Annotated in this window: 15 protein-coding genes; 5 read left to right on the top strand and 10 right to left on the bottom strand. The window is 59.0% G+C overall.

Translation table 11 applies throughout. The annotated features are described in order from the left end of the window. Positions 1-32: 32 nt before the first annotated feature. The 9 genes from B472_RS10885 to B472_RS10845 form a co-directional block, all read right to left on the bottom strand. Positions 33-704, bottom strand: a complete 672-nt coding sequence (locus B472_RS10885) for a DUF502 domain-containing protein (protein ID WP_019426416.1) — start codon at positions 702-704, stop codon at positions 33-35. A 43-nt stretch (positions 705-747) separates the two neighbouring features. Next, on the bottom strand, positions 748-1,086 hold the full coding sequence (locus B472_RS10880; protein WP_019426415.1) for an FmdB family zinc ribbon protein: 339 nt from the start codon (positions 1,084-1,086) through the stop codon (positions 748-750). 105 nt (positions 1,087-1,191) lie between these two features. Further along, complete coding sequence (locus tag B472_RS10875) at positions 1,192-2,634, bottom strand: sodium:solute symporter family protein (RefSeq protein ID WP_019426414.1); 1,443 nt, start codon at positions 2,632-2,634, stop codon at positions 1,192-1,194. Positions 2,635-2,659: 25 nt separating this feature from the next. Then, on the bottom strand, positions 2,660-4,237 hold the full coding sequence (gene ubiB, locus B472_RS10870; RefSeq protein ID WP_019426413.1) for a ubiquinone biosynthesis regulatory protein kinase UbiB: 1,578 nt from the start codon (positions 4,235-4,237) through the stop codon (positions 2,660-2,662). After that, positions 4,234-4,806 carry an SCP2 domain-containing protein gene (locus tag B472_RS10865; RefSeq protein WP_019426412.1) on the bottom strand — a complete coding sequence of 191 codons (573 nt, stop codon included), beginning with the start codon at positions 4,804-4,806 and terminating at the stop codon, positions 4,234-4,236. The genes ubiB and B472_RS10865 overlap by 4 nt, the downstream gene beginning before the upstream one ends. A gap of 48 nt (positions 4,807-4,854) precedes the next feature. Next, on the bottom strand, positions 4,855-5,877 hold the full coding sequence (locus B472_RS10860; protein WP_040505861.1) for a Tim44 domain-containing protein: 1,023 nt from the start codon (positions 5,875-5,877) through the stop codon (positions 4,855-4,857). A 35-nt stretch (positions 5,878-5,912) separates the two neighbouring features. After that, entirely contained in the window at positions 5,913-6,644 is a 732-nt protein-coding gene (gene ubiE, locus B472_RS10855; RefSeq protein WP_019426410.1) for a bifunctional demethylmenaquinone methyltransferase/2-methoxy-6-polyprenyl-1,4-benzoquinol methylase UbiE, read from the bottom strand. Between the two features lie 10 nt (positions 6,645-6,654). Next, positions 6,655-7,074 carry a gamma-butyrobetaine hydroxylase-like domain-containing protein gene (locus B472_RS10850; RefSeq protein WP_019426409.1) on the bottom strand — a complete coding sequence of 140 codons (420 nt, stop codon included), beginning with the start codon at positions 7,072-7,074 and terminating at the stop codon, positions 6,655-6,657. A gap of 41 nt (positions 7,075-7,115) precedes the next feature. Continuing rightward, positions 7,116-10,994 (bottom strand): DUF3683 domain-containing protein, encoded by a 3,879-nt coding sequence (locus B472_RS10845; protein WP_019426408.1) that lies wholly within the window; start codon positions 10,992-10,994, stop codon positions 7,116-7,118. Between the two features lie 266 nt (positions 10,995-11,260). On the opposite strand from B472_RS10845, the gene ugpB reads away from it, so the two are divergent. The 5 genes from ugpB to ugpQ all read left to right on the top strand — a co-directional run bounded on the left by ugpB (position 11,261) and on the right by ugpQ (position 16,209). After that, positions 11,261-12,565, top strand: a complete 1,305-nt coding sequence (ugpB, locus tag B472_RS10840) for a sn-glycerol-3-phosphate ABC transporter substrate-binding protein UgpB (protein WP_019426407.1) — start codon at positions 11,261-11,263, stop codon at positions 12,563-12,565. A 98-nt stretch (positions 12,566-12,663) separates the two neighbouring features. Next, positions 12,664-13,545 (top strand): sn-glycerol-3-phosphate ABC transporter permease UgpA, encoded by an 882-nt coding sequence (ugpA, locus tag B472_RS10835; RefSeq protein ID WP_019426406.1) that lies wholly within the window; start codon positions 12,664-12,666, stop codon positions 13,543-13,545. Positions 13,546-13,554: 9 nt separating this feature from the next. Continuing rightward, positions 13,555-14,409 carry a sn-glycerol-3-phosphate ABC transporter permease UgpE gene (ugpE, locus tag B472_RS10830; RefSeq protein ID WP_019426405.1) on the top strand — a complete coding sequence of 285 codons (855 nt, stop codon included), beginning with the start codon at positions 13,555-13,557 and terminating at the stop codon, positions 14,407-14,409. Positions 14,410-14,419: 10 nt separating this feature from the next. Further along, a complete protein-coding gene (locus B472_RS10825) occupies positions 14,420-15,433 on the top strand; it encodes a sn-glycerol-3-phosphate import ATP-binding protein UgpC (protein ID WP_019426404.1) in 1,014 nt (337 codons plus the stop codon). Then, complete coding sequence (gene ugpQ / locus B472_RS10820) at positions 15,430-16,209, top strand: glycerophosphodiester phosphodiesterase (protein WP_019426403.1); 780 nt, start codon at positions 15,430-15,432, stop codon at positions 16,207-16,209. The genes B472_RS10825 and ugpQ overlap by 4 nt, the downstream gene beginning before the upstream one ends. Here ugpQ and B472_RS10815 read toward each other — a convergent pair. After that, the gene (locus B472_RS10815) at positions 16,196-17,170 is read right to left on the bottom strand and encodes a tripartite tricarboxylate transporter substrate binding protein (protein ID WP_019426402.1); all 975 of its coding nucleotides are present in this window, start codon (positions 17,168-17,170) and stop codon (positions 16,196-16,198) included. The two genes, ugpQ and B472_RS10815, sit on opposite strands and share 14 nt — an antisense overlap. Between the last annotated feature and the right edge of the window lie 39 nt (positions 17,171-17,209).

The raw sequence follows: 17,209 nt of genomic DNA, 5'->3' as shown, positions 1-17,209 counted from the left end.
ATCGCAAAAAACAATTCGGTAAAAAAGGGGGCTCAGGCCACTGGGGCCTTCAGGGCGTCGGCCGTGGGTTTGGCGCCGCGCATGGGGGGCACCATGACCCCCATGGAGATGATGTACTTGAGGGCGTCATCCACGGTCATATCGAGCTCAACCACATCGGCTTTGGGCATCATCAAAAAGAAACCTGACGTCGGGTTGGGGGTGGTCGGCACATACACACTGACCATGGGCTGGTCCATGTAGGTGGCCACTTCACCGCCTGGGGTGCCCGTTAAAAAAGCCACGGTCCACGAACCTTGCCGGGGGTATTGCACCAACAGCGCCTTGGAAAAGGCATGGCCGCTGCCCGAAAACAAGGTGTCGGCCACCTGTTTGACGCTGGTGTAGATGCTGCGAACTACGGGGATGCGGTTCATCATGCCGTGCCATTTGCGCAGCCACCATTGGCCAAACATATTGGCCACAAAAACACCCGTGGCAAAAATGAACACGGCCACAATCGCGACGCCCAAACCTGGCACACCACGCAGGTATTCGGCATTGGCATGAATGCCTGGAATCAGGGTATCGGCTGCATGCAACACGGCCAAGAAAATGGCGTCCAGCATGCCCACCAGCCACATGATGACCCACACCGTGATGCCCATGGGCAGCCACACCAGCAAGCCGGTGATGAAATATTGTTTAAAGCTGCGGTTTTTCATGCGGGCAATCGGTGGGGCTGGGCTCAATGAAGGTCAAGCAAAGTCAATGACAGGCGCAAGAAGCAGCACAGGCCCCTGCACTGCTGGCGCTTGTCGAAGACCCAGAAGTGTCACCACCCGAGGGGGCGGCAGCGGGTGCCGGCGAGGCCACGGCATCGGCTGTGGCTGCAGCGGCGGGCACCGCAGTGGCTGCCGCACCGCCGCCCTTGAAGTCGGTGGCGTACCAACCCGTGCCCTTGAGTTGAAAACCCGGGGCTGTGAGTTGTTTGTTGAATTTGGGCGCACCGCAAACCGGGCAATCGGTCAGGGAATCGTCGCTCATTTTTTGCAGGACATCCTTGGCATGGCCGCAGGCGTCGCATTTGTAAGCGTAAATGGGCATGGAAAGAGCCTTTGAAGGTGATGCAAGAAAACCTTCAATTATAGGCTTGGCTGAGCCATGACGACCCAGCGCTCACTGGCTCAAGGGCGCGCCCTGGCCGGGCGTTCAACGAACCGTCGAATCATGGGCCGCGTGACCCAAAGCGCTGGTGATCGACTGTCCCCGGTTGGGGAAAATCGCTGGCAACAAAGAACCCAGCAAGTTGGCAGGTATCAGGGTGTCGGGTATCCAAAAGTTGAACACCAGCCAAGTGCCCACCCCCAACACCACCGAGAACAAGGCCCCTTGGGTGTTGGCACGCCGCCAAAAGGCCCCCGCCACCAAGGGCACAAATGCACCAGTCAAGGTCACGTTGTAAGCGTTTTGCACCATTTCATACATGGTGCTCGTGCTGTTCATGGCAAACAACAAAGCACACGCTGTGAAGCTGACCAATGTCACCCGCAAAAGCAGCAAAAACTGGCGATCGCTCATGTGGGGCACAAATGGCTTGAGCACGTTTTCGGTGAAGGTGGCGGTGGGCGCCAACAAAGCGCCACTGGCGGTGGACAAAATGGCCGAGAGCAAAGCGCCAAAGAACAAGATTTGCGCCCACATCGGCATCTGCCCCAAAACCAAATCGGGCAGGATGCGTTGGATCGCACGGGCATCCTCGGACTCAAACAAAGCCTTGAGTTCAGGATGCGCGATCAAGGCCGCGTAGGCGATGTACAAAGGAATGAAGGCAAAAACAAAGTACATCATGGCGCCAATGACCGTGCCACGCACTGCGGTTTTTTCATCCTTGGCACTGGTCATGCGCTGGAACACGTCTTGCTGAGGAATGGAACCAAAAGCAAAGGCAAAGAAGGCACCCGCCATGGCCCACCAAGCGGCGGCATCCATGTCTGACGGGAACATATCGAACTTGCCGTCGGCTGCTGCTTGGGCAATGACGGTGTCAAACCCACCCGCGTTGTCGCCCACCAGCAAAGCCACGGCCATCAGGCCCACCACGATCACCACCGTCTGAAACAAGTCGGTGAAAGCCACCGACCACATGCCGCCAAACACGGTGTAGACCAACACGACCGCAGCGCCCATCATGATGGCGTGGTTCAGGTCAATGGCCCCCGAAGACAACACATGGATGACCAAGCCCAGCGCCGTCAGTTGCGCCGAAGTCCAACCCAAATAAGACACCACAATCGCCACACTGGTCAAAACCTCGACCGACTTGCCGTACCGAACCTTGTAAAAGTCGCCTATGGTCAAAAGGTTCAGGCGGTAAAACAGTTTGGCAAACAACAAAGCAGCCAGCACCAGGCACACCGTGGCCCCAAAAGGGTCGCCAGGAATGCCATTCAAGCCGTCTTTGGCAAAGGTCGCCGACACCGACAACACAGTTTCTGCACCGAACCAAGTGGCAAACACCGTGGCCACGTTCATGTAAAGGGGCAAACTTCGACCCGCCACCAGATAGTCTTTGGCCCCGTGGACCCTGCGTGCTGCGAACAAACCAATGCAGATGGTCACCGTCAAATAAGCGATCACAAAAGTCAGCAACACCTTCGTACCCTCCGGATGTCAAAAGTCACATGAAAAGTTGCAAATGCATGGCGAGTTGCAAAACCGCCAAGGAGACCACAAAACCAAGCCCAACGTAAATCAGGGTTTGCAGCAGTTTGTTGGTTCTGCGCTGCTCGGCCAACAAGTGCTCGATCTGCGCCGCATCGTTGGTGCGCGGCTGCTTGAGGTAGTCGCTCAGCAAACGCGGCAACTGAGGCAATAACTTGGCGTAATGCGGGGCCTGCGACTTGAGCTCTTCCCACAGCTTTTTGGGACCGATTTGCTCCAGCATCCAGGTCTCCAAGAAAGGCTTGGCCGTGCTCCACAGATCCAGCTCGGGGTCCAGATCACGGCCCAAGCCTTCGATGTTGAGCAAGGTTTTTTGCAACAGCACCAACTGCGGCTGGATTTCCACCTGGAAACGGCGTGAAGTCTGAAACAGGCGCATCAACACCATGCCCAGCGAAATTTCCTTGAGCGGGCGATCAAAGTAAGGCTCGCACACAGCGCGAATGGCCGACTCCAGCTCATCGACCCGCGTCTCGGCGGGCACCCAACCCGACTCGATGTGCAACTCGGCCACGCGTTTGTAGTCACGGCGGAAAAAAGCCGTGAAGTTTTGCGCCAAGTACTCTTTGTCGTATTCGGTCAGCGTGCCCACAATGCCAAAGTCCAGCGAGATGTAACGGCCAAAAGTCTCAGGCGCCAAACTGACCTGGATGTTGCCCGGGTGCATGTCTGCATGAAAGAACCCATCGCGGAAGACTTGCGTGAAAAACAGCGTCACGCCATCGCGGGCCAGTTTGGGGATGTCCACACCCGCTTCTCGCAAACGGTCCACCTGGCTGATGGGCACACCGTGCATGCGCTGCATGACGATGACTTCAGGGTGGCAAAAGTCCCAGATCATCTCAGGGATCAACACCAGATCCAGGCCCTGCATGTTCCGGCGCAACTGCGCGGCGTTGGCCGCTTCTCGCACCAGGTCCAACTCGTCGTGCAGGTATTTGTCAAACTCGGCCACCACCTCGCGGGGTTTGAGGCGCTTGCCGTCGGTGCTCAAGCTTTCGACCCATCCCGCCATCATGCGCATCAGGCTGAGGTCTTTGTCAATCACGGGCAACATGCCCGGGCGCAACACCTTGACCGCCACCTCGCGGACATCCCCGGATTTGCCGCGCAAGGTGGCGAAATGCACCTGCGCAATCGAAGCGCTGGCCACGGGTTCACGCTCAAAGGATTCAAAAATATCGTCCACTGGGCGGCCAAATGCTCGCTCAATAGAAGCCACAGCAATGGCTGAACTAAAGGGTGGCACCCGGTCTTGCAGCTTGGCCAACTCTTCGGCGATGTCCGGGGCCAGTAAATCACGGCGAGTGGACAGCACTTGGCCGAATTTCACAAAAATGGGCCCCAAGCGTTCCAAGGCTTCGCGCAAACGCACAGCACGAGGCGAGCGCAAATCACGGCCCACCGACAGCACGCGGGCCAACAGTTTGATCCAAGGTTTTTGAAAACTCGACAGGACCAGCTCATCCAAGCCGTAGCGCAAAACAATGAAAACGATGAAAGCCCCGCGCCCGAAACGGCCCCAGCGCATCATGCTGCGCTGCCCGTGCGCAGCCCGGTGCCAGGGCGCTGAGCGACAAAACTGCGCAAGGCCGTCATGGCCTGACGGGCAGCTTGTGCCAAAGTGTGAGCAGGGGCATCCCCGATCAGGCGCGCCAAGTCCTCCTCAGCGTCCCAACGCACATGGTCGATCAACCAGTTGATTTCAGCCGCCAGTTGGACATCGCCTTCGATGCGCACCTTGGGTTTGTCACCCCGCGCTAAAGCAGAGGCCAAAGTGACCGGCGAATCTTCGGTCACGGTCAGGCGCAAGTCAAACCCCTCAAAGTGGCCCCGCGCAAGCAATCCCGCTGGAGTCGGCGTCAGCTGCAGCTGCACACGCTCCCAAACCAACTCGATGCGCTGACCTTTTTGACGGGCCAAACGGGCCATGGCTTCAGGCTCACTCATCAAGACGTGGTTAAGAAACAGCACCATGCGGTTGACCGCTTCGTCAACCACCCATTCAGGCGGTTGGAAGGAGTTGCTGAATTTGTGGGCCATTTGGGCGGCCAGGTCGGGTAGCGCCTGAGCGGCCCATGAAAAAGGGGACTGTGTTGCCATAGTCCCCGATTATTCCCGAAAGTGCTGGCCCACAAAGGGGCCCGGGCTTTATTGCAGCGCTTGCACGCCTGCCACCAACCAACCGCCGCCCTGCTTGGATTTGGTCATGTTCCAAACTTCACGGAATGGGCTGGGGCCCGAAGACGCGTCTTCGCGGATCATGCCGTTGAACTCGACGCTGGCCATGTAGTCGTCGGCCTGCTCTTCGATGCCCAAAAGCTGGGCTTCCAACATGACCACTTCCGTTTTGTTGGGTTGACCTGGGAACTGGGCTTCACGCTCAGACAACTGGTTGCGGATCTCAACGACCATGGCATCGGTCATCATGGAACGCAGGGCGCTGATGTCCGAACGGTCCCAAGCGTCCTGCAAGGTGACGAAATTGCGTTTGGCGGCTGTGACGAAGCTGTCCACATCAAAGCCTGCAGGGATGCCCCAGGTTTGCGAGCCGCTCAGGCTGTCACTGGCGTTGGCATTCAGGCCAGAACCAATGCCCGAGCCGATCATGGAGCCGGTGGAGGCCGACGCAGCCGAGCTGTCGAAGCGGGTGTTTTGACCTTCCCATGGGCGGGCCGAGGCATCGTTGCCAACGTTGTTGGGGCTGTACTGCTTATAGGTTGCAGGGTTTTCGGCCGAGGCACCAGCGCCTTGGTAAGCCAAACCACCCGACTGAGCAGCGCCCCCGCGGCGGGCACGCAAGATCATGCCGATCACGGCGATCACCGCAACGCCAATCAACAAGGCCATCAAGATGTTGCCAAAGGCTTCACCCATACCCAGGGAGCTGGCCAACCAGGCCAAGCCCAAACCAGCGGCCAAACCACCCAACATGGCACCCCAAGGCTTCTTGGGCGCGGCGGCGGCAGGGGCTGCAGCAGGTTTTGCGGCGCTGGTAGGCGCAGCGTTTTGAGCCGGTGCTGCCGGTGTTTGTGGCGCAGCGTCGCGCTTGGTCACTTGGTTGGATTGTTGACCTACAGACTTGCCGCCACCCATGCGGCGTGCGGCCTCAGCGTTCAGACTGCCCAAGGCCATCACGCCAGCGAGCATCAGGGTTACAAGTTTGCTATTCATGGTGTCTCCAACTCAGGAAATACAGTTTTTGGGCGTCAACATTTAATGCCCATGTGCAAGGCTACCACCCCCGCGGACAAGTTGTGAAAATCAACATGGCCAAATCCGGCATTTTTCATAAGGGTTTTCAAGTCCTCTTGGCTGGGGTGCATGCGGATCGACTCAGCCAGGTAGCGGTAGCTGTCAGCATCACCCGCCACCAGCTTGCCCAACTGGGGCAAGATCTTGAAGCTGTACCAGTCGTAAGCTTTCTCCAAGGGCTTGGCCACTTTGGAAAATTCAAGGACCAGCAATTTGCCGCCTGGCTTGAGGACACGGCACATTTCCTTCAAGGCCACATCTTTGTGCGTCATGTTGCGCAAGCCAAAAGCCACGCTGACCACATTGAAATGGTTGTCTGGAAAAGGCAGTTTTTCTGCATCGCAGACCAGCGTAGGCAATGCCAGGCCATGATCCACCAGACGATCGCGCCCAGTCGACAGCATGGCTTCATTGATGTCGGTGTGGACCACGCGCCCCGTGGCGCCCACTTTTTTGGCAAACGCCATCGAAAGGTCGCCCGTACCGCCTGCGATGTCCAGCACCTGGTCGCCCTCTTTGAGGTTGGCCACCTGCACGGTGTAGGCCTTCCACACGCGGTGCAGGCCCATGGACATGAGGTCGTTCATCACATCGTATTTGGATGCGACCGAGTCGAACACGCCGCGCACGTGCTTGGCTTTCTCGCTTTCGTCAACGGTTTTGAAGCCGAAGTGGGTGCTGCTCATGCCAACTTCCTCAATGCTTGTGACCGCAGCTGCCGCCCGATGCGGCTTCGATCATGGGCGCATCACGGCTCATGCCCGCAGCTTGCAGACGGTCCTCGTACTGTTTCCAAAGGGCCGCTTCTTGGTCGCCCAAAAAGTAAAGGTACTCCCAAGTGAACAGCCCCGACTCGTGCCCGTCGGTGAAAGTGGGCTTGACCGCGTAGTTGCCCACGGGCTCGATTTCGGCAATACCGACCTCGCGTTTGCCGGTTTGCAGCACCTCTTGACCGGGACCATGGCCTTGCACCTCGGCCGAAGGCGAATACACGCGCATCAGCTCAAACGGGATGCGAAACTGAGCACCGTCAGAAAACCCGATCTCCAACACCTTCGTCTGACCGTGCAGTGTCAGCGACTCGGGGTGGGGCATGTCTTTTTTCAATCCGGCCATCTTTTGCTTTCGAAATCTTGCTGTCTGGATGCGCGCTGGGCTTACACCAGCACGCGCTCAATGCCGCCCGCATTGGCAGCGCTCACGTATTCGGGCAACCACTCCTCGCCCAGGATGTGCTTGGCCATCTCGACGACGATGTAATCGGCTTCCAACAAGCCGTTTTTCAGATCATCGCCAAAGCGTGACAAACCTTGCAGGCAGCTGGGGCAGCTGGTCAAAATTTTCACGTTGGCCTGAGGGGCCAGCGCGCCACTGCTGCGCAAAGCGGCTTCGCCCTTGAGCAGTTCTTCTTCCTTGCGAAAGCGCACCTGGGTCGAAATGTCGGGGCGCGTCACGCCCAAAGTACCCGACTCGCCGCAGCAGCGTTTGCTTTCCAGCACGTTGTCGCCCATCAAGGCCTTGACGGTCTTCATGGGTTCTTGCTGCTTCATGGGGCTGTGGCAGGGGTCGTGGTACAGATAAGCGCCGCCTGCGCCCAGCTTCATGCCTTTTTCGAGCAGGAACTCGTGGATGTCGATGATGCGGCAGCCGGGGAAGATCTTGTCGAACTGGTAGCCCTGAAGCTGGTCATAACAAGTGCCACAGCTGACCACCACGGTCTTGATGTCCAGGTAGTTGAGCGTGTTGGCCACGCGGTGAAACAGCACGCGGTTGTCGGTGATGATTTTCTCGGCCTTGTCGAACTGGCCCGAGCCTTTTTGCGGGTAACCGCAGCACAAATAGCCCGGTGGCAACACCGTCTGCACACCCACATGCCAGAGCATGGCCTGGGTGGCCAGACCCACTTGGCTGAACAGTCGTTCGGAACCACAACCCGGGAAGTAAAACACCGCTTCTGATTCCGACGTGGTGGCTTTCGGGTTGCGGATGATGGGCACGTAGTCGTTGTCTTCGATGTCCAGCAAAGCCCGTGCTGTCTTTTTGGGCAAGTTGCCCGGCATTTTTTTGTTGATGAAGTGAATCACCTGCTCTTTGATGGGCGCCGTGCCCACGCTGGCTGGCGGTGCACTGGTCTGCTTGCGGGCCACGCCCTTGAGCAAACCGGCCACAAAGCGTTGCGCCTTCATGCCCACGCCCACCATGGCGGCACGCGCCAACTTGATGGTCTCGGGGTTGGTGGCGTTGAGCATGAACATGGCCGCCGCGTTGCCAGGACGGAAGCTCTTTTGGCCCATCTTGCGCAGCAGGTTGCGCATGTTCATGGACACATCGCCAAAATCGATGTTCACCGGGCATGGCGACAAACACTTGTGGCACACGGTGCAGTGGTCGGCCACGTCTTCAAACTCTTGCCAGTGCTTGATCGAGATGCCCCGACGGGTTTGTTCCTCGTACAAAAAGGCTTCGACCAACAAGGATGTGGCCAGAATTTTGTTGCGTGGGCTGTAGAGCAAATTGGCACGCGGCACATGCGTGGCGCACACAGGCTTGCACTTGCCGCAGCGCAAGCAATCCTTCACGCTGGCGGCGATCGCGCCAATGTCCGACTGCTGCATGATCAGCGACTCATGACCCATCAAGCCAAAGCTGGGGGTGTAGGCGTGCGTCAGGTCGGCGGCATGCACATCGTCGCCCAAGCCGGTCAGGGCCGCGCCGCGCAGCAGCTTGCCCTTGTTGAAGCGACCTTCGGGGTCCACTTTGGCTTTGTAGGCCGTGAAGTTGGCCAACTCGGCGTCGGTCAAAAACTCCAGCTTGGTGATGCCAATGCCGTGCTCGCCCGAGATGACACCGTCCAAACTGCGCGCCAAAACCATGATCCGGGCCACCGCTTCGTGCGCGGTTTGCAGCATCTCGTAGTTGTCGCTGTTGACAGGGATGTTGGTGTGCACATTGCCGTCACCGGCGTGCATGTGCAGCGCCACCCACACGCGGCCCTTGAGCACGCGCTGATGGATGGCCATGACCTCGTTCAGGATCGGCAAAAAGGCCGCGCCGGAAAAGATGTTTTGGAACGCCGGGCGGATTTGCGTCTTCCAGCTGGCGCGCAAGCTGTGCTCTTGCAGCTGAGGGAACAAGGCATCCACATCGGTCAGCCAGCCTTGCCACTGCGCCTGCACTTCACGCACCACGGCCAAGGCTTGCGCGACGCGGTCTTCCAGCAGCTCGGCTGAGGCGATCTCGTTGGCGTCGTCATGCTTGCCCAAGGGCAAGTTGCCACGCTCCAAAAAGGCTTCGATTTCGCGGCACAGCTTGAGTTTGTTGCGCAAGCTCAGCTCAATGTTGATGCGCTCGATGCCGTCGGTGTACTCGGCCATGCGCGGCAGCGGAATGACCACGTCTTCGTTGACCTTGAAGGCGTTGGTGTGGCGCGAAATGGCCGCGGTCTTCTTGCGGTCGAGCCAGAATTTTTTACGCGCTTCCGGGCTGATGGCAATGAAGCCTTCGCCGCTGCGCGAGTTGGCAATGCGCACGATCTCGCTGGTGGCCTTGGCCACGTCGTCGGCGTTGTCACCGGCGATGTCGCCGATCAGCACCATTTTGGGAAAGCCACCGCGCTTGCTCTTGGTGGAGTAACCCACCGCACGCAAATAACGGTCGTCCAAGTGCTCCAGACCCGCCATCACGGTACCGGTGCGCTTTTGCTCGGCGAACATGAAGTCCTTGATCTCGACGATGCTGGGCACCGCCTCGCGGGCATGGCCAAAAAACTCCATGCAGACCGTGCGGGTGTGGGTGGGCATGCGGTGCATCACCCAGCGGGCGCTGGTGATCAGGCCGTCGCAGCCTTCTTTTTGCACGCCGGGCAGGCCCGACAAGAATTTGTCGGTCACGTCCTTGCCCAAACCTTCCTTGCGGAAAGTTTTGCCAGGAATGACCAAGGTTTCGGTTCGAATCGGTGTTTTGCCGTCGGCCTTGAAGTAGCGCAACTCGAAGGTGGCCACTTCGGCATCGTGGATCTTGCCCATGTTGTGGTCCATGCGCACCACATCCAGCCACTCAGCGTCGGGCGTGACCATGCGCCAGCTGGCCAGGTTGTCCAGCGCCGTGCCCCACAGCACCGCCTTTTTACCGCCCGCGTTCATGGCGATGTTGCCGCCAATGCAGCTGGCTTCGGCCGATGTGGGGTCCACCGCGAACACAAAACCACCGCGCTCGGCCGCATCGGCCACGCGCTGGGTCACCACACCGGCTTCTGTATAGATGGTGGGAATCTTGTGCGCGATACCGGGCAAGTCGACCATCTCGACTTCGGTCATGGCTTCGAGCTTTTCGGTGTTGATGACCGCGCTTTTCCAGGTCAGCGGAATCGCGCCGCCCGTGTAGCCTGTGCCACCGCCGCGTGGGACGATGGTCAAACCCAAATCGATACAACCTTTGACCAAACCAGCCATCTCGACTTCGGAGTCTGGCGTCAGCACCACAAAGGGGTATTCCACGCGCCAGTCGGTCGCATCGGTCACATGGCTCACGCGGGAAAGACCATCGAACTTGATGTTGTCTTTGGCTGTGAGGCGACCCAGGGTTTTTTGCACTTGGCTGCGCAGCTTGGCCATGCGGGTGAAACGTTCACTGAACTGCGACACCGCCTGGGTGGCCATGTCCAGCAACTGCACCACCAAGGCATCTCGGTGAGCATCTGCAGCGGGCGTTCGGCGCTTTTGCACCTCAGACAAACGGTGGTGCAAGGCTTCCACCAGCAGTTTTCGGCGGGCCGGGTTGTCCAGCAAGTCGTCTTGCAAGTAAGGGTTGCGCTCGACCACCCAAATGTCACCCAAGACTTCGTACAACATGCGTGCAGAACGGCCGGTGCGACGCTCGCCGCGCAGTTCATTCAGCAGATCCCAGGCCGACTCGCCCAGCAAACGCAGAACGATTTCACGGTCTGAAAAGCTGGTGTAGTTGTAGGGAATCTCACGCAAGCGCGGCGCATCGGCGTCGGCTTGCATCAAAAGTTGGAGCGTATTGGGTGCATTCATGGGTTTGGCGCAATCAAATGCGTCGCTGAAGACGCTGTCAGCCAGACCCGGAAAAGTGTCATACCGGCTGAAGTTGGATGTTACCGCAGTGCAACAATCACGCGCAGAAGGTGGGGGCACCTGTCACACAAGCGTCTGAAATCATGGAAAGTACGGGTTGTCACAAAAATTTCATGCGGTTTTAATGATTTAGCAACACTTATCAGCGCCAATGCCTTTCAAGACATCCATCGTTTTGATATTTGCTTTTACCCCCAGGAGCTCACATGAAACTCAAACTGACCCTTTCCGCCTTGGCTTTGAGCCTGGCCAGCCTCTCGGCCCAAGCACAGACTGAAATCCAATGGTGGCACTCCATGGGCGGCGCCTTGGGCGAATGGGTCAACGACCACGCCAAAGACTTCAATGCCAGTCAGACACAGTACAAAGTGGTGCCCACTTTCAAGGGCAGCTACGACGAATCGATGACAGCAGCCATTGCCGCCTTCCGCGCGGGCAATGCGCCGCACATTCTGCAGGTGTTTGAAGTGGGTACCGCCACCATGATGGCCAGCAAAGGCGCCATCGTGCCTGTGGGCAAAGTGATGGCCGACGCTGGCGTCAAGTTCGAGCCCAAAAACTACGTGCAGGCGGTCGCGGGTTACTACACCGCACCCAATGGCCAGATGTTGAGCTTCCCCTTCAACAGCTCGACCACCGTCTTCCACTACAACAAAGATGCCTTCAAAGCCGCGGGCCTTGACACTGAAAAACCACCCAAAACTTGGCCTGAAGTGGCCTTGGCGGCTGCCAAGCTCAAGGCCTCGGGCCACAAGTGCCCCTTCACCACCAGCTGGGTGAGCTGGACCCAGCTCGAGAGCTTCTCGGCTTGGCACAACACCGAGTTTGCCTCCAAGGGCAACGGCATGCGCGGCATGGATGCACGCTTGACCTTCAACAGCCCCTTGCATGTGCGCCACATCGAAAACCTGGCCAACATGTCCAAAACAGGCCTGTTTGTCTACAAGGGCCGGGGCAACGCGGCTGACGCCACCTTTGTATCGGGCGAATGCGCCATGACCACGGGCTCGTCTGCGCTGTACGGCAACATCAAGCGCAACGCCAAGTTCGCCAGCGGCATCAGCACCTTGCCTTACTACCCCGATGTGGCCGGTTCACCGCAAAACACCGTGATTGGCGGCGCCAGCCTGTGGGTGATGTCGGGCAAAAAGGCCGACGAATACAAGGGCGTGGCCCAGTTCTTCGCCCACCTGTCCAAGCCCGAAGTCGATGCCCGCAGCCACCAGCGCACGGGTTACCTGCCTTTGACACCCGCCTCGTTTGAAATGACCGAAAAATCGGGCTTCTACAAGCAAAACCCCGGCACCGATGTCTCCGTGGAGCAGATGATCCGCAAGACCACTGAAAAGTCGCGCGGTATCCGCTTGGGCAACTTTGTGCAGATCCGCACCGTCAACGACGAAGAGCTCGAGCAGGTCTGGGCCGGTAAAAAAGAACCCAAAGAAGCACTGGATGCCGCGGTCAAGCGGGGCAACGAGCAGCTCGATCGCTTCCAAAAAGCCAACAAATAAGCCTTTCCTGGGCCGATTGCGGCCCAGCGTGTGTCTTGAAAGCAGGGGCCTGGGGTCCCTGCTTTTTCAGCTTTTTAGCTTGTCGAAACTGAACCCCCATGGAAAAACGCGTTCGATTCCAATCCCGATGGTTGCCCTGGCTGCTCATAGCGCCGCAAATGACCATCGTGCTGGTGTTCTTTTTTTGGCCCGCCGGCCAAGCTCTGTACCAAAGCGTGTTGTCGCAGGACGCTTTTGGCCTGAGCACCGAATTTGTGGGCATGGAGAACTTCGAGCGCCTGTTTGCTGACAGCACTTACCTCGAATCTTTCAAAACCACGGCTGTTTTTTCTTTGCTGGTGGCCGTTTCCGGCCTGGTCATTTCACTTTTGCTGGCTGTCATGGCCGACCGCGTGCTCAAAGGCGCAGCCATCTACAAAACCTTGCTGATCTGGCCCTATGCAGTGGCCCCGGTGGTGGCGGGCGTGCTGTGGCTGTTCATGTTTGCCTCGCCCATGGGCGTCATCGCCTTTTATTTGCGCTCTGTGGGCATTGAGTGGAACCACCTGCTGGACTCCGGCCACGCCATGACCCTGATCGTGGTGGCGGCGGTCTGGAAGCAGATCTCCTACAACTTCTTGTTCTTTTTGGCGGGGCTGCAGTCCATCCCGAAATCCCTGCTCGAGGCGGCGGCCATCGATGGGGCCAGCCCTTGGCACCGCTTTTGGACCATCGTTTTCCCACTCTTGTCCCCCACCACGTTTTTCCTCTTGGTCATCAACGTGGTCTACGCCTTTTTTGACACCTTCGGCATCATCGACGCCACCACCCAGGGCGGCCCCGGCAAGGACACGGCCATCTTGGTTTACAAGGTCTATTACGACGGCTTCAAGGCGCTCGACATGGGCGGCTCGGCCGCTCAGTCGGTGATTCTGATGTTGATCGTGGTGGCGCTGACGGTGGTGCAGTTCCGTTTTGTTGAGAAAAAAGTCCAGTACTGAGCCCGCCCCATGATTGAAAAACGCCCCGGCCTCACGGTCCTGTCCCACCTGGTGCTGATCCTGGGGGTGGTGATCGTGGCCTTCCCGCTGTACCTGACCTTTGTCGCCTCGACCCAAAGCGCCACCGAGATCGCCCAATCGGTGCCCATGTCCATGTGGCCCGGCAGCCATGCCCTAGAAACCTACAAAACCGCCTTGTTTGGCGGCGAAACCAGCGCCGGCAGCCGCATCCCGGCGGCCGCGCCCATGATGTGGGTCAGCCTGATCAGCGCGCTGGTGATTGCCATTGGCAAGATCGTCATCTCTTTGTTGTCGGCCTTTGCCATCGTTTACTTCCGGTTTCCGCTGCGCAATCTGGTGTTCTGGATGATTTTTGTCACCCTGATGCTGCCCGTTGAAGTGCGCATTGGCCCCACTTACGAAGTGGTGGCCAACCTGGGCATGCTCAACAGCTATGCGGGCCTGACCGTGCCACTGATCGCCTCGGCCACGGCCACCTTTTTGTTCCGGCAATTTTTCCTCACGGTGCCTGACGAGTTGGTGGAAGCTGCGCGCATGGACGGCGCAGGACCGATGCGCTTTTTCATCGACATCCTGCTGCCCCTGACACGCACCTCCATCGCCGCGTTGTTCGTGATCCAGTTCATTTATGGCTGGAACCAATACCTGTGGCCCCTCTTGGTGACCACCAACGAAGACATGTACCCGGTGGTCATGGGCATCAAGCGCCTGATCGCGGGCGAGGCTTACACCGAATGGAACGTGGTCATGGCCACCGCCATTTTGGCCATGCTGCCCCCGGCGCTGGTCGTGATCCTGATGCAAAAATGGTTCGTCAAGGGCCTGGTTGATACGGAAAAATAAATACCTCCACATGGCTTCCATTACCCTCTCTCACATCCTCAAAACCTACGGTGCAGGCGACAAAGCCAACACCGTTATCCACGACCTGAGCGCTGAGATCGCTCATGGTGAGTTCGTGGTCATCGTCGGTCCTTCGGGCTGCGGCAAATCCACCCTGCTGCGCATGGTGGCGGGCCTCGAAGACATCTCGGGCGGCACGATCGCCATCGGTGAACGGGTCGTCAACGACCTGGAGCCCGCCGAGCGCGACATCGCCATGGTGTTCCAAAACTACGCGCTGTACCCGCACATGAGCGTGTTCGACAACATGGCCTATGGCCTGAAAATCGCCAAAGTGCCGGTGGCCGAGATCAAAGCCCGGGTGGACAAAGCCGCAGGCATCCTCGAATTGAGCCAACTGCTGCAGCGCAAGCCGCGCGAACTGTCGGGCGGGCAGCGCCAGCGGGTGGCCATGGGCCGCGCCATCGTGCGCCAGCCCCAGGTGTTTTTGTTTGACGAGCCGCTGTCGAATCTGGACGCCAAGCTGCGCGCCCAGACCCGACTCGAGATTCAAAAACTGCACCGCGAATTGGGCATCACCAGCCTGTTTGTGACGCACGACCAGGTCGAAGCCATGACGCTGGCTCAGCGCATGATCGTGATGAACGGTGGCCACATGGAACAGTTCGGCACCCCCGAAGAGGTCTACAACCGCCCCGCCAGCACCTTCGTGGCCAGTTTCATTGGCTCACCCCCGATGAACCTGCTCGAACAAGCCCCAGACACACCCGCAGGCCGCATTCTGGGGATCCGGCCCGAGCACATGGACATCACGCCCAGCGGCTGGCCTTTGCAAGTGGAAACGGTGGAACTGCTTGGGGCCGAGCGCTTGGTGCACGCCCGTTTGGGCACAGAAAGCCTGACGCTGCGCCTGGACGCATCGCTGCCAGCCCCTGCGACTGGCGAGTCCTTTTACATCACCCCGCGAGCAGACAAACTGCACTGGTTTGACGCTCAAACGGGCCAACGCATCCACACAGCATGAAACCCGCCGCCGCTGCCGTGAGCGCCCTTCCCGCTTGGCCTTACCCGCTTTGGATTGCACACCGGGGTGCAGGCAAGCTCGCACCGGAAAACACCCTGGCCGCCTTCCGGCTGGGCGCGTCGCACGGCTACCGCATGTTCGAATGCGACGCCAAACTCAGCGCCGACGGTGTGGTGTTTTTGATGCACGACGCCACGCTGGAGCGGACCACCAACGGCCAAGGCATCGGCGGTGAGCTGCCCTGGCACGCCCTGTCACAGTTGGACGCAGGCAGCTGGCATTCGCGCACCTGGGCGGGCGAAGCCCTGCCCACGCTCGAGGCGCTGGCGCGGTTTTGCCAGACCAACGGGCACCTGCTGAACATCGAGATCAAGCCCACCCCGGGCACCGAGTCCGCCACGGGCGAGACTGTGGGGCGTCTGGCCGCGCAACTGTGGCATGGCGCGGAAGTGCCGCCACTGCTCACCTCATTCAAACCCGATGCATTGGCAGCCGCAAAAGCAGCAGCGCCCGAACTGCCTCGCGGCTTGCTGGTCGACACGATGTGGACCGGCTGGTTTGAGAAAGCCCAAGCGCTCGGATGTGTGGCCGTGGTCGCCAACTACGCCCTGTGGGACGCTGCCACCGTGGCCCGGGTGCACAACGCGGGCATGCGGTGCCTGAGTTACACCGTCAACGACGACTGGGCCGCCCAGCACCTGCTGGCTCTGGGCACCGACGGCATCATCACCGACCGGGTGGACCTGTTCAACCCCAATGGACTCAGTCGAGCTTAGCGCCCGACTTTTGAACGACTGACGCCCACCGCGGCATTTCTGTCGTCAGAAATTTAGCGAAGTCATCGGCCCCCAAAAAAGCCGGATCGGCGCCTTGCGCCACCATGCGTGATCGAATGTCGCTTTGGTTCATCACCGCTTTGAACGCGTCACTGAGCTTGTTGACCACCTCTTTAGGCGTGCCTGCAGGGGCCAAGAAACCATAAAAGCCCACCACCTCAAAATTCGCGATGCCGGTTTCGATCACGGTCGGGATGTCGGGCAGTGCCGGGTTGCGCTCTCGGCTGGTCACGGCCAATGCCCGCACCTTGCCCTGCTTGTGGTACTGGGCGGCTTGGGGAATGCTCTCGGCCATGAACTGGACTTGCCCCGCCATCAGGTCGGTGAAAGCGGGCGCACTGCCTCGATAGGGGATGTGGACCATGAACAGTCCCGTGGCCGACTTGAACATCTCCGGCACCAAGTGGCTGCTGCCGCCATTGCCGGCCGAACCGTAATTGATCTGGCCAGGACGCGCCTTGGCGTAAGCCACGAATTCCTGCAAAGATTGAACGGGCACTTTGGGGTTGACCATCAAGGCCAGTGGCTGCATGGCCGTGCGGGCCACAGGCACAAAATCGCGCAATGTGCTGTACGGCAACTTGGTGTAAAGCGCTGGGTTGATGACCATGACGCCGGTGTTGGCGAGCATGAGGGTGTGGCCATCGGGGGCTGAACGCATCACCTCTTGCGCGCCCACCGTACCACCAGCACCTGCTTTGTAATCCACCAAGACGGGCTGTCCCAGATGGGTCTGCAGCCGGTCGGTCAACAAACGGGCATGCTGGTCCAAAGGCCCTCCCGCTGGGAAGCCCATCACCACCCGTATGGGTTTGGTTGGAAATGCCCAAGCGCTGCTGAAAGCCAGCGCCAAGCCCCAACCCGCAAGGGCGATCCAAATGCGTTTTTTGAAGCACAACATGCTTTGTCCTTTTTTGAATGACTTTGATCAAAAGAAGCC

The sequence above is a fragment of the Limnohabitans sp. Rim28 genome, from assembly GCF_000293865.2.
GTDB lineage: Bacteria > Pseudomonadota > Gammaproteobacteria > Burkholderiales > Burkholderiaceae_C > Limnohabitans_A.
Note: the sequence above shows the minus strand (reverse complement) of the source record. Positions and strands in the feature narration are given on the sequence as shown.

Excerpts from the sequence above, each read along its gene's own strand:
- ugpE (WP_019426405.1), top strand. The coding sequence starts at position 13,555 with ATGATTGAAAAACGCCCCGGCCTCACGGTCCTGTCCCACCTGGTGCTG.
- B472_RS10845 (WP_019426408.1), bottom strand. The coding sequence starts at position 10,994 with ATGAATGCACCCAATACGCTCCAACTTTTGATGCAAGCCGACGCCGAT.
- B472_RS10860 (WP_040505861.1), bottom strand. The coding sequence starts at position 5,877 with ATGAATAGCAAACTTGTAACCCTGATGCTCGCTGGCGTGATGGCCTTG.
- ubiB (WP_019426413.1), bottom strand. The coding sequence starts at position 4,237 with ATGATGCGCTGGGGCCGTTTCGGGCGCGGGGCTTTCATCGTTTTCATT.
- ubiE (WP_019426410.1), bottom strand. The coding sequence starts at position 6,644 with ATGAGCAGCACCCACTTCGGCTTCAAAACCGTTGACGAAAGCGAGAAA.
- ugpQ (WP_019426403.1), top strand. The coding sequence starts at position 15,430 with ATGAAACCCGCCGCCGCTGCCGTGAGCGCCCTTCCCGCTTGGCCTTAC.
- B472_RS10850 (WP_019426409.1), bottom strand. The coding sequence starts at position 7,074 with ATGGCCGGATTGAAAAAAGACATGCCCCACCCCGAGTCGCTGACACTG.
- B472_RS10815 (WP_019426402.1), bottom strand. The coding sequence starts at position 17,170 with ATGTTGTGCTTCAAAAAACGCATTTGGATCGCCCTTGCGGGTTGGGGC.
- ugpA (WP_019426406.1), top strand. The coding sequence starts at position 12,664 with ATGGAAAAACGCGTTCGATTCCAATCCCGATGGTTGCCCTGGCTGCTC.
- B472_RS10880 (WP_019426415.1), bottom strand. The coding sequence starts at position 1,086 with ATGCCCATTTACGCTTACAAATGCGACGCCTGCGGCCATGCCAAGGAT.
- B472_RS10825 (WP_019426404.1), top strand. The coding sequence starts at position 14,420 with ATGGCTTCCATTACCCTCTCTCACATCCTCAAAACCTACGGTGCAGGC.
- ugpB (WP_019426407.1), top strand. The coding sequence starts at position 11,261 with ATGAAACTCAAACTGACCCTTTCCGCCTTGGCTTTGAGCCTGGCCAGC.
- B472_RS10865 (WP_019426412.1), bottom strand. The coding sequence starts at position 4,806 with ATGGCAACACAGTCCCCTTTTTCATGGGCCGCTCAGGCGCTACCCGAC.
- B472_RS10885 (WP_019426416.1), bottom strand. The coding sequence starts at position 704 with ATGAAAAACCGCAGCTTTAAACAATATTTCATCACCGGCTTGCTGGTG.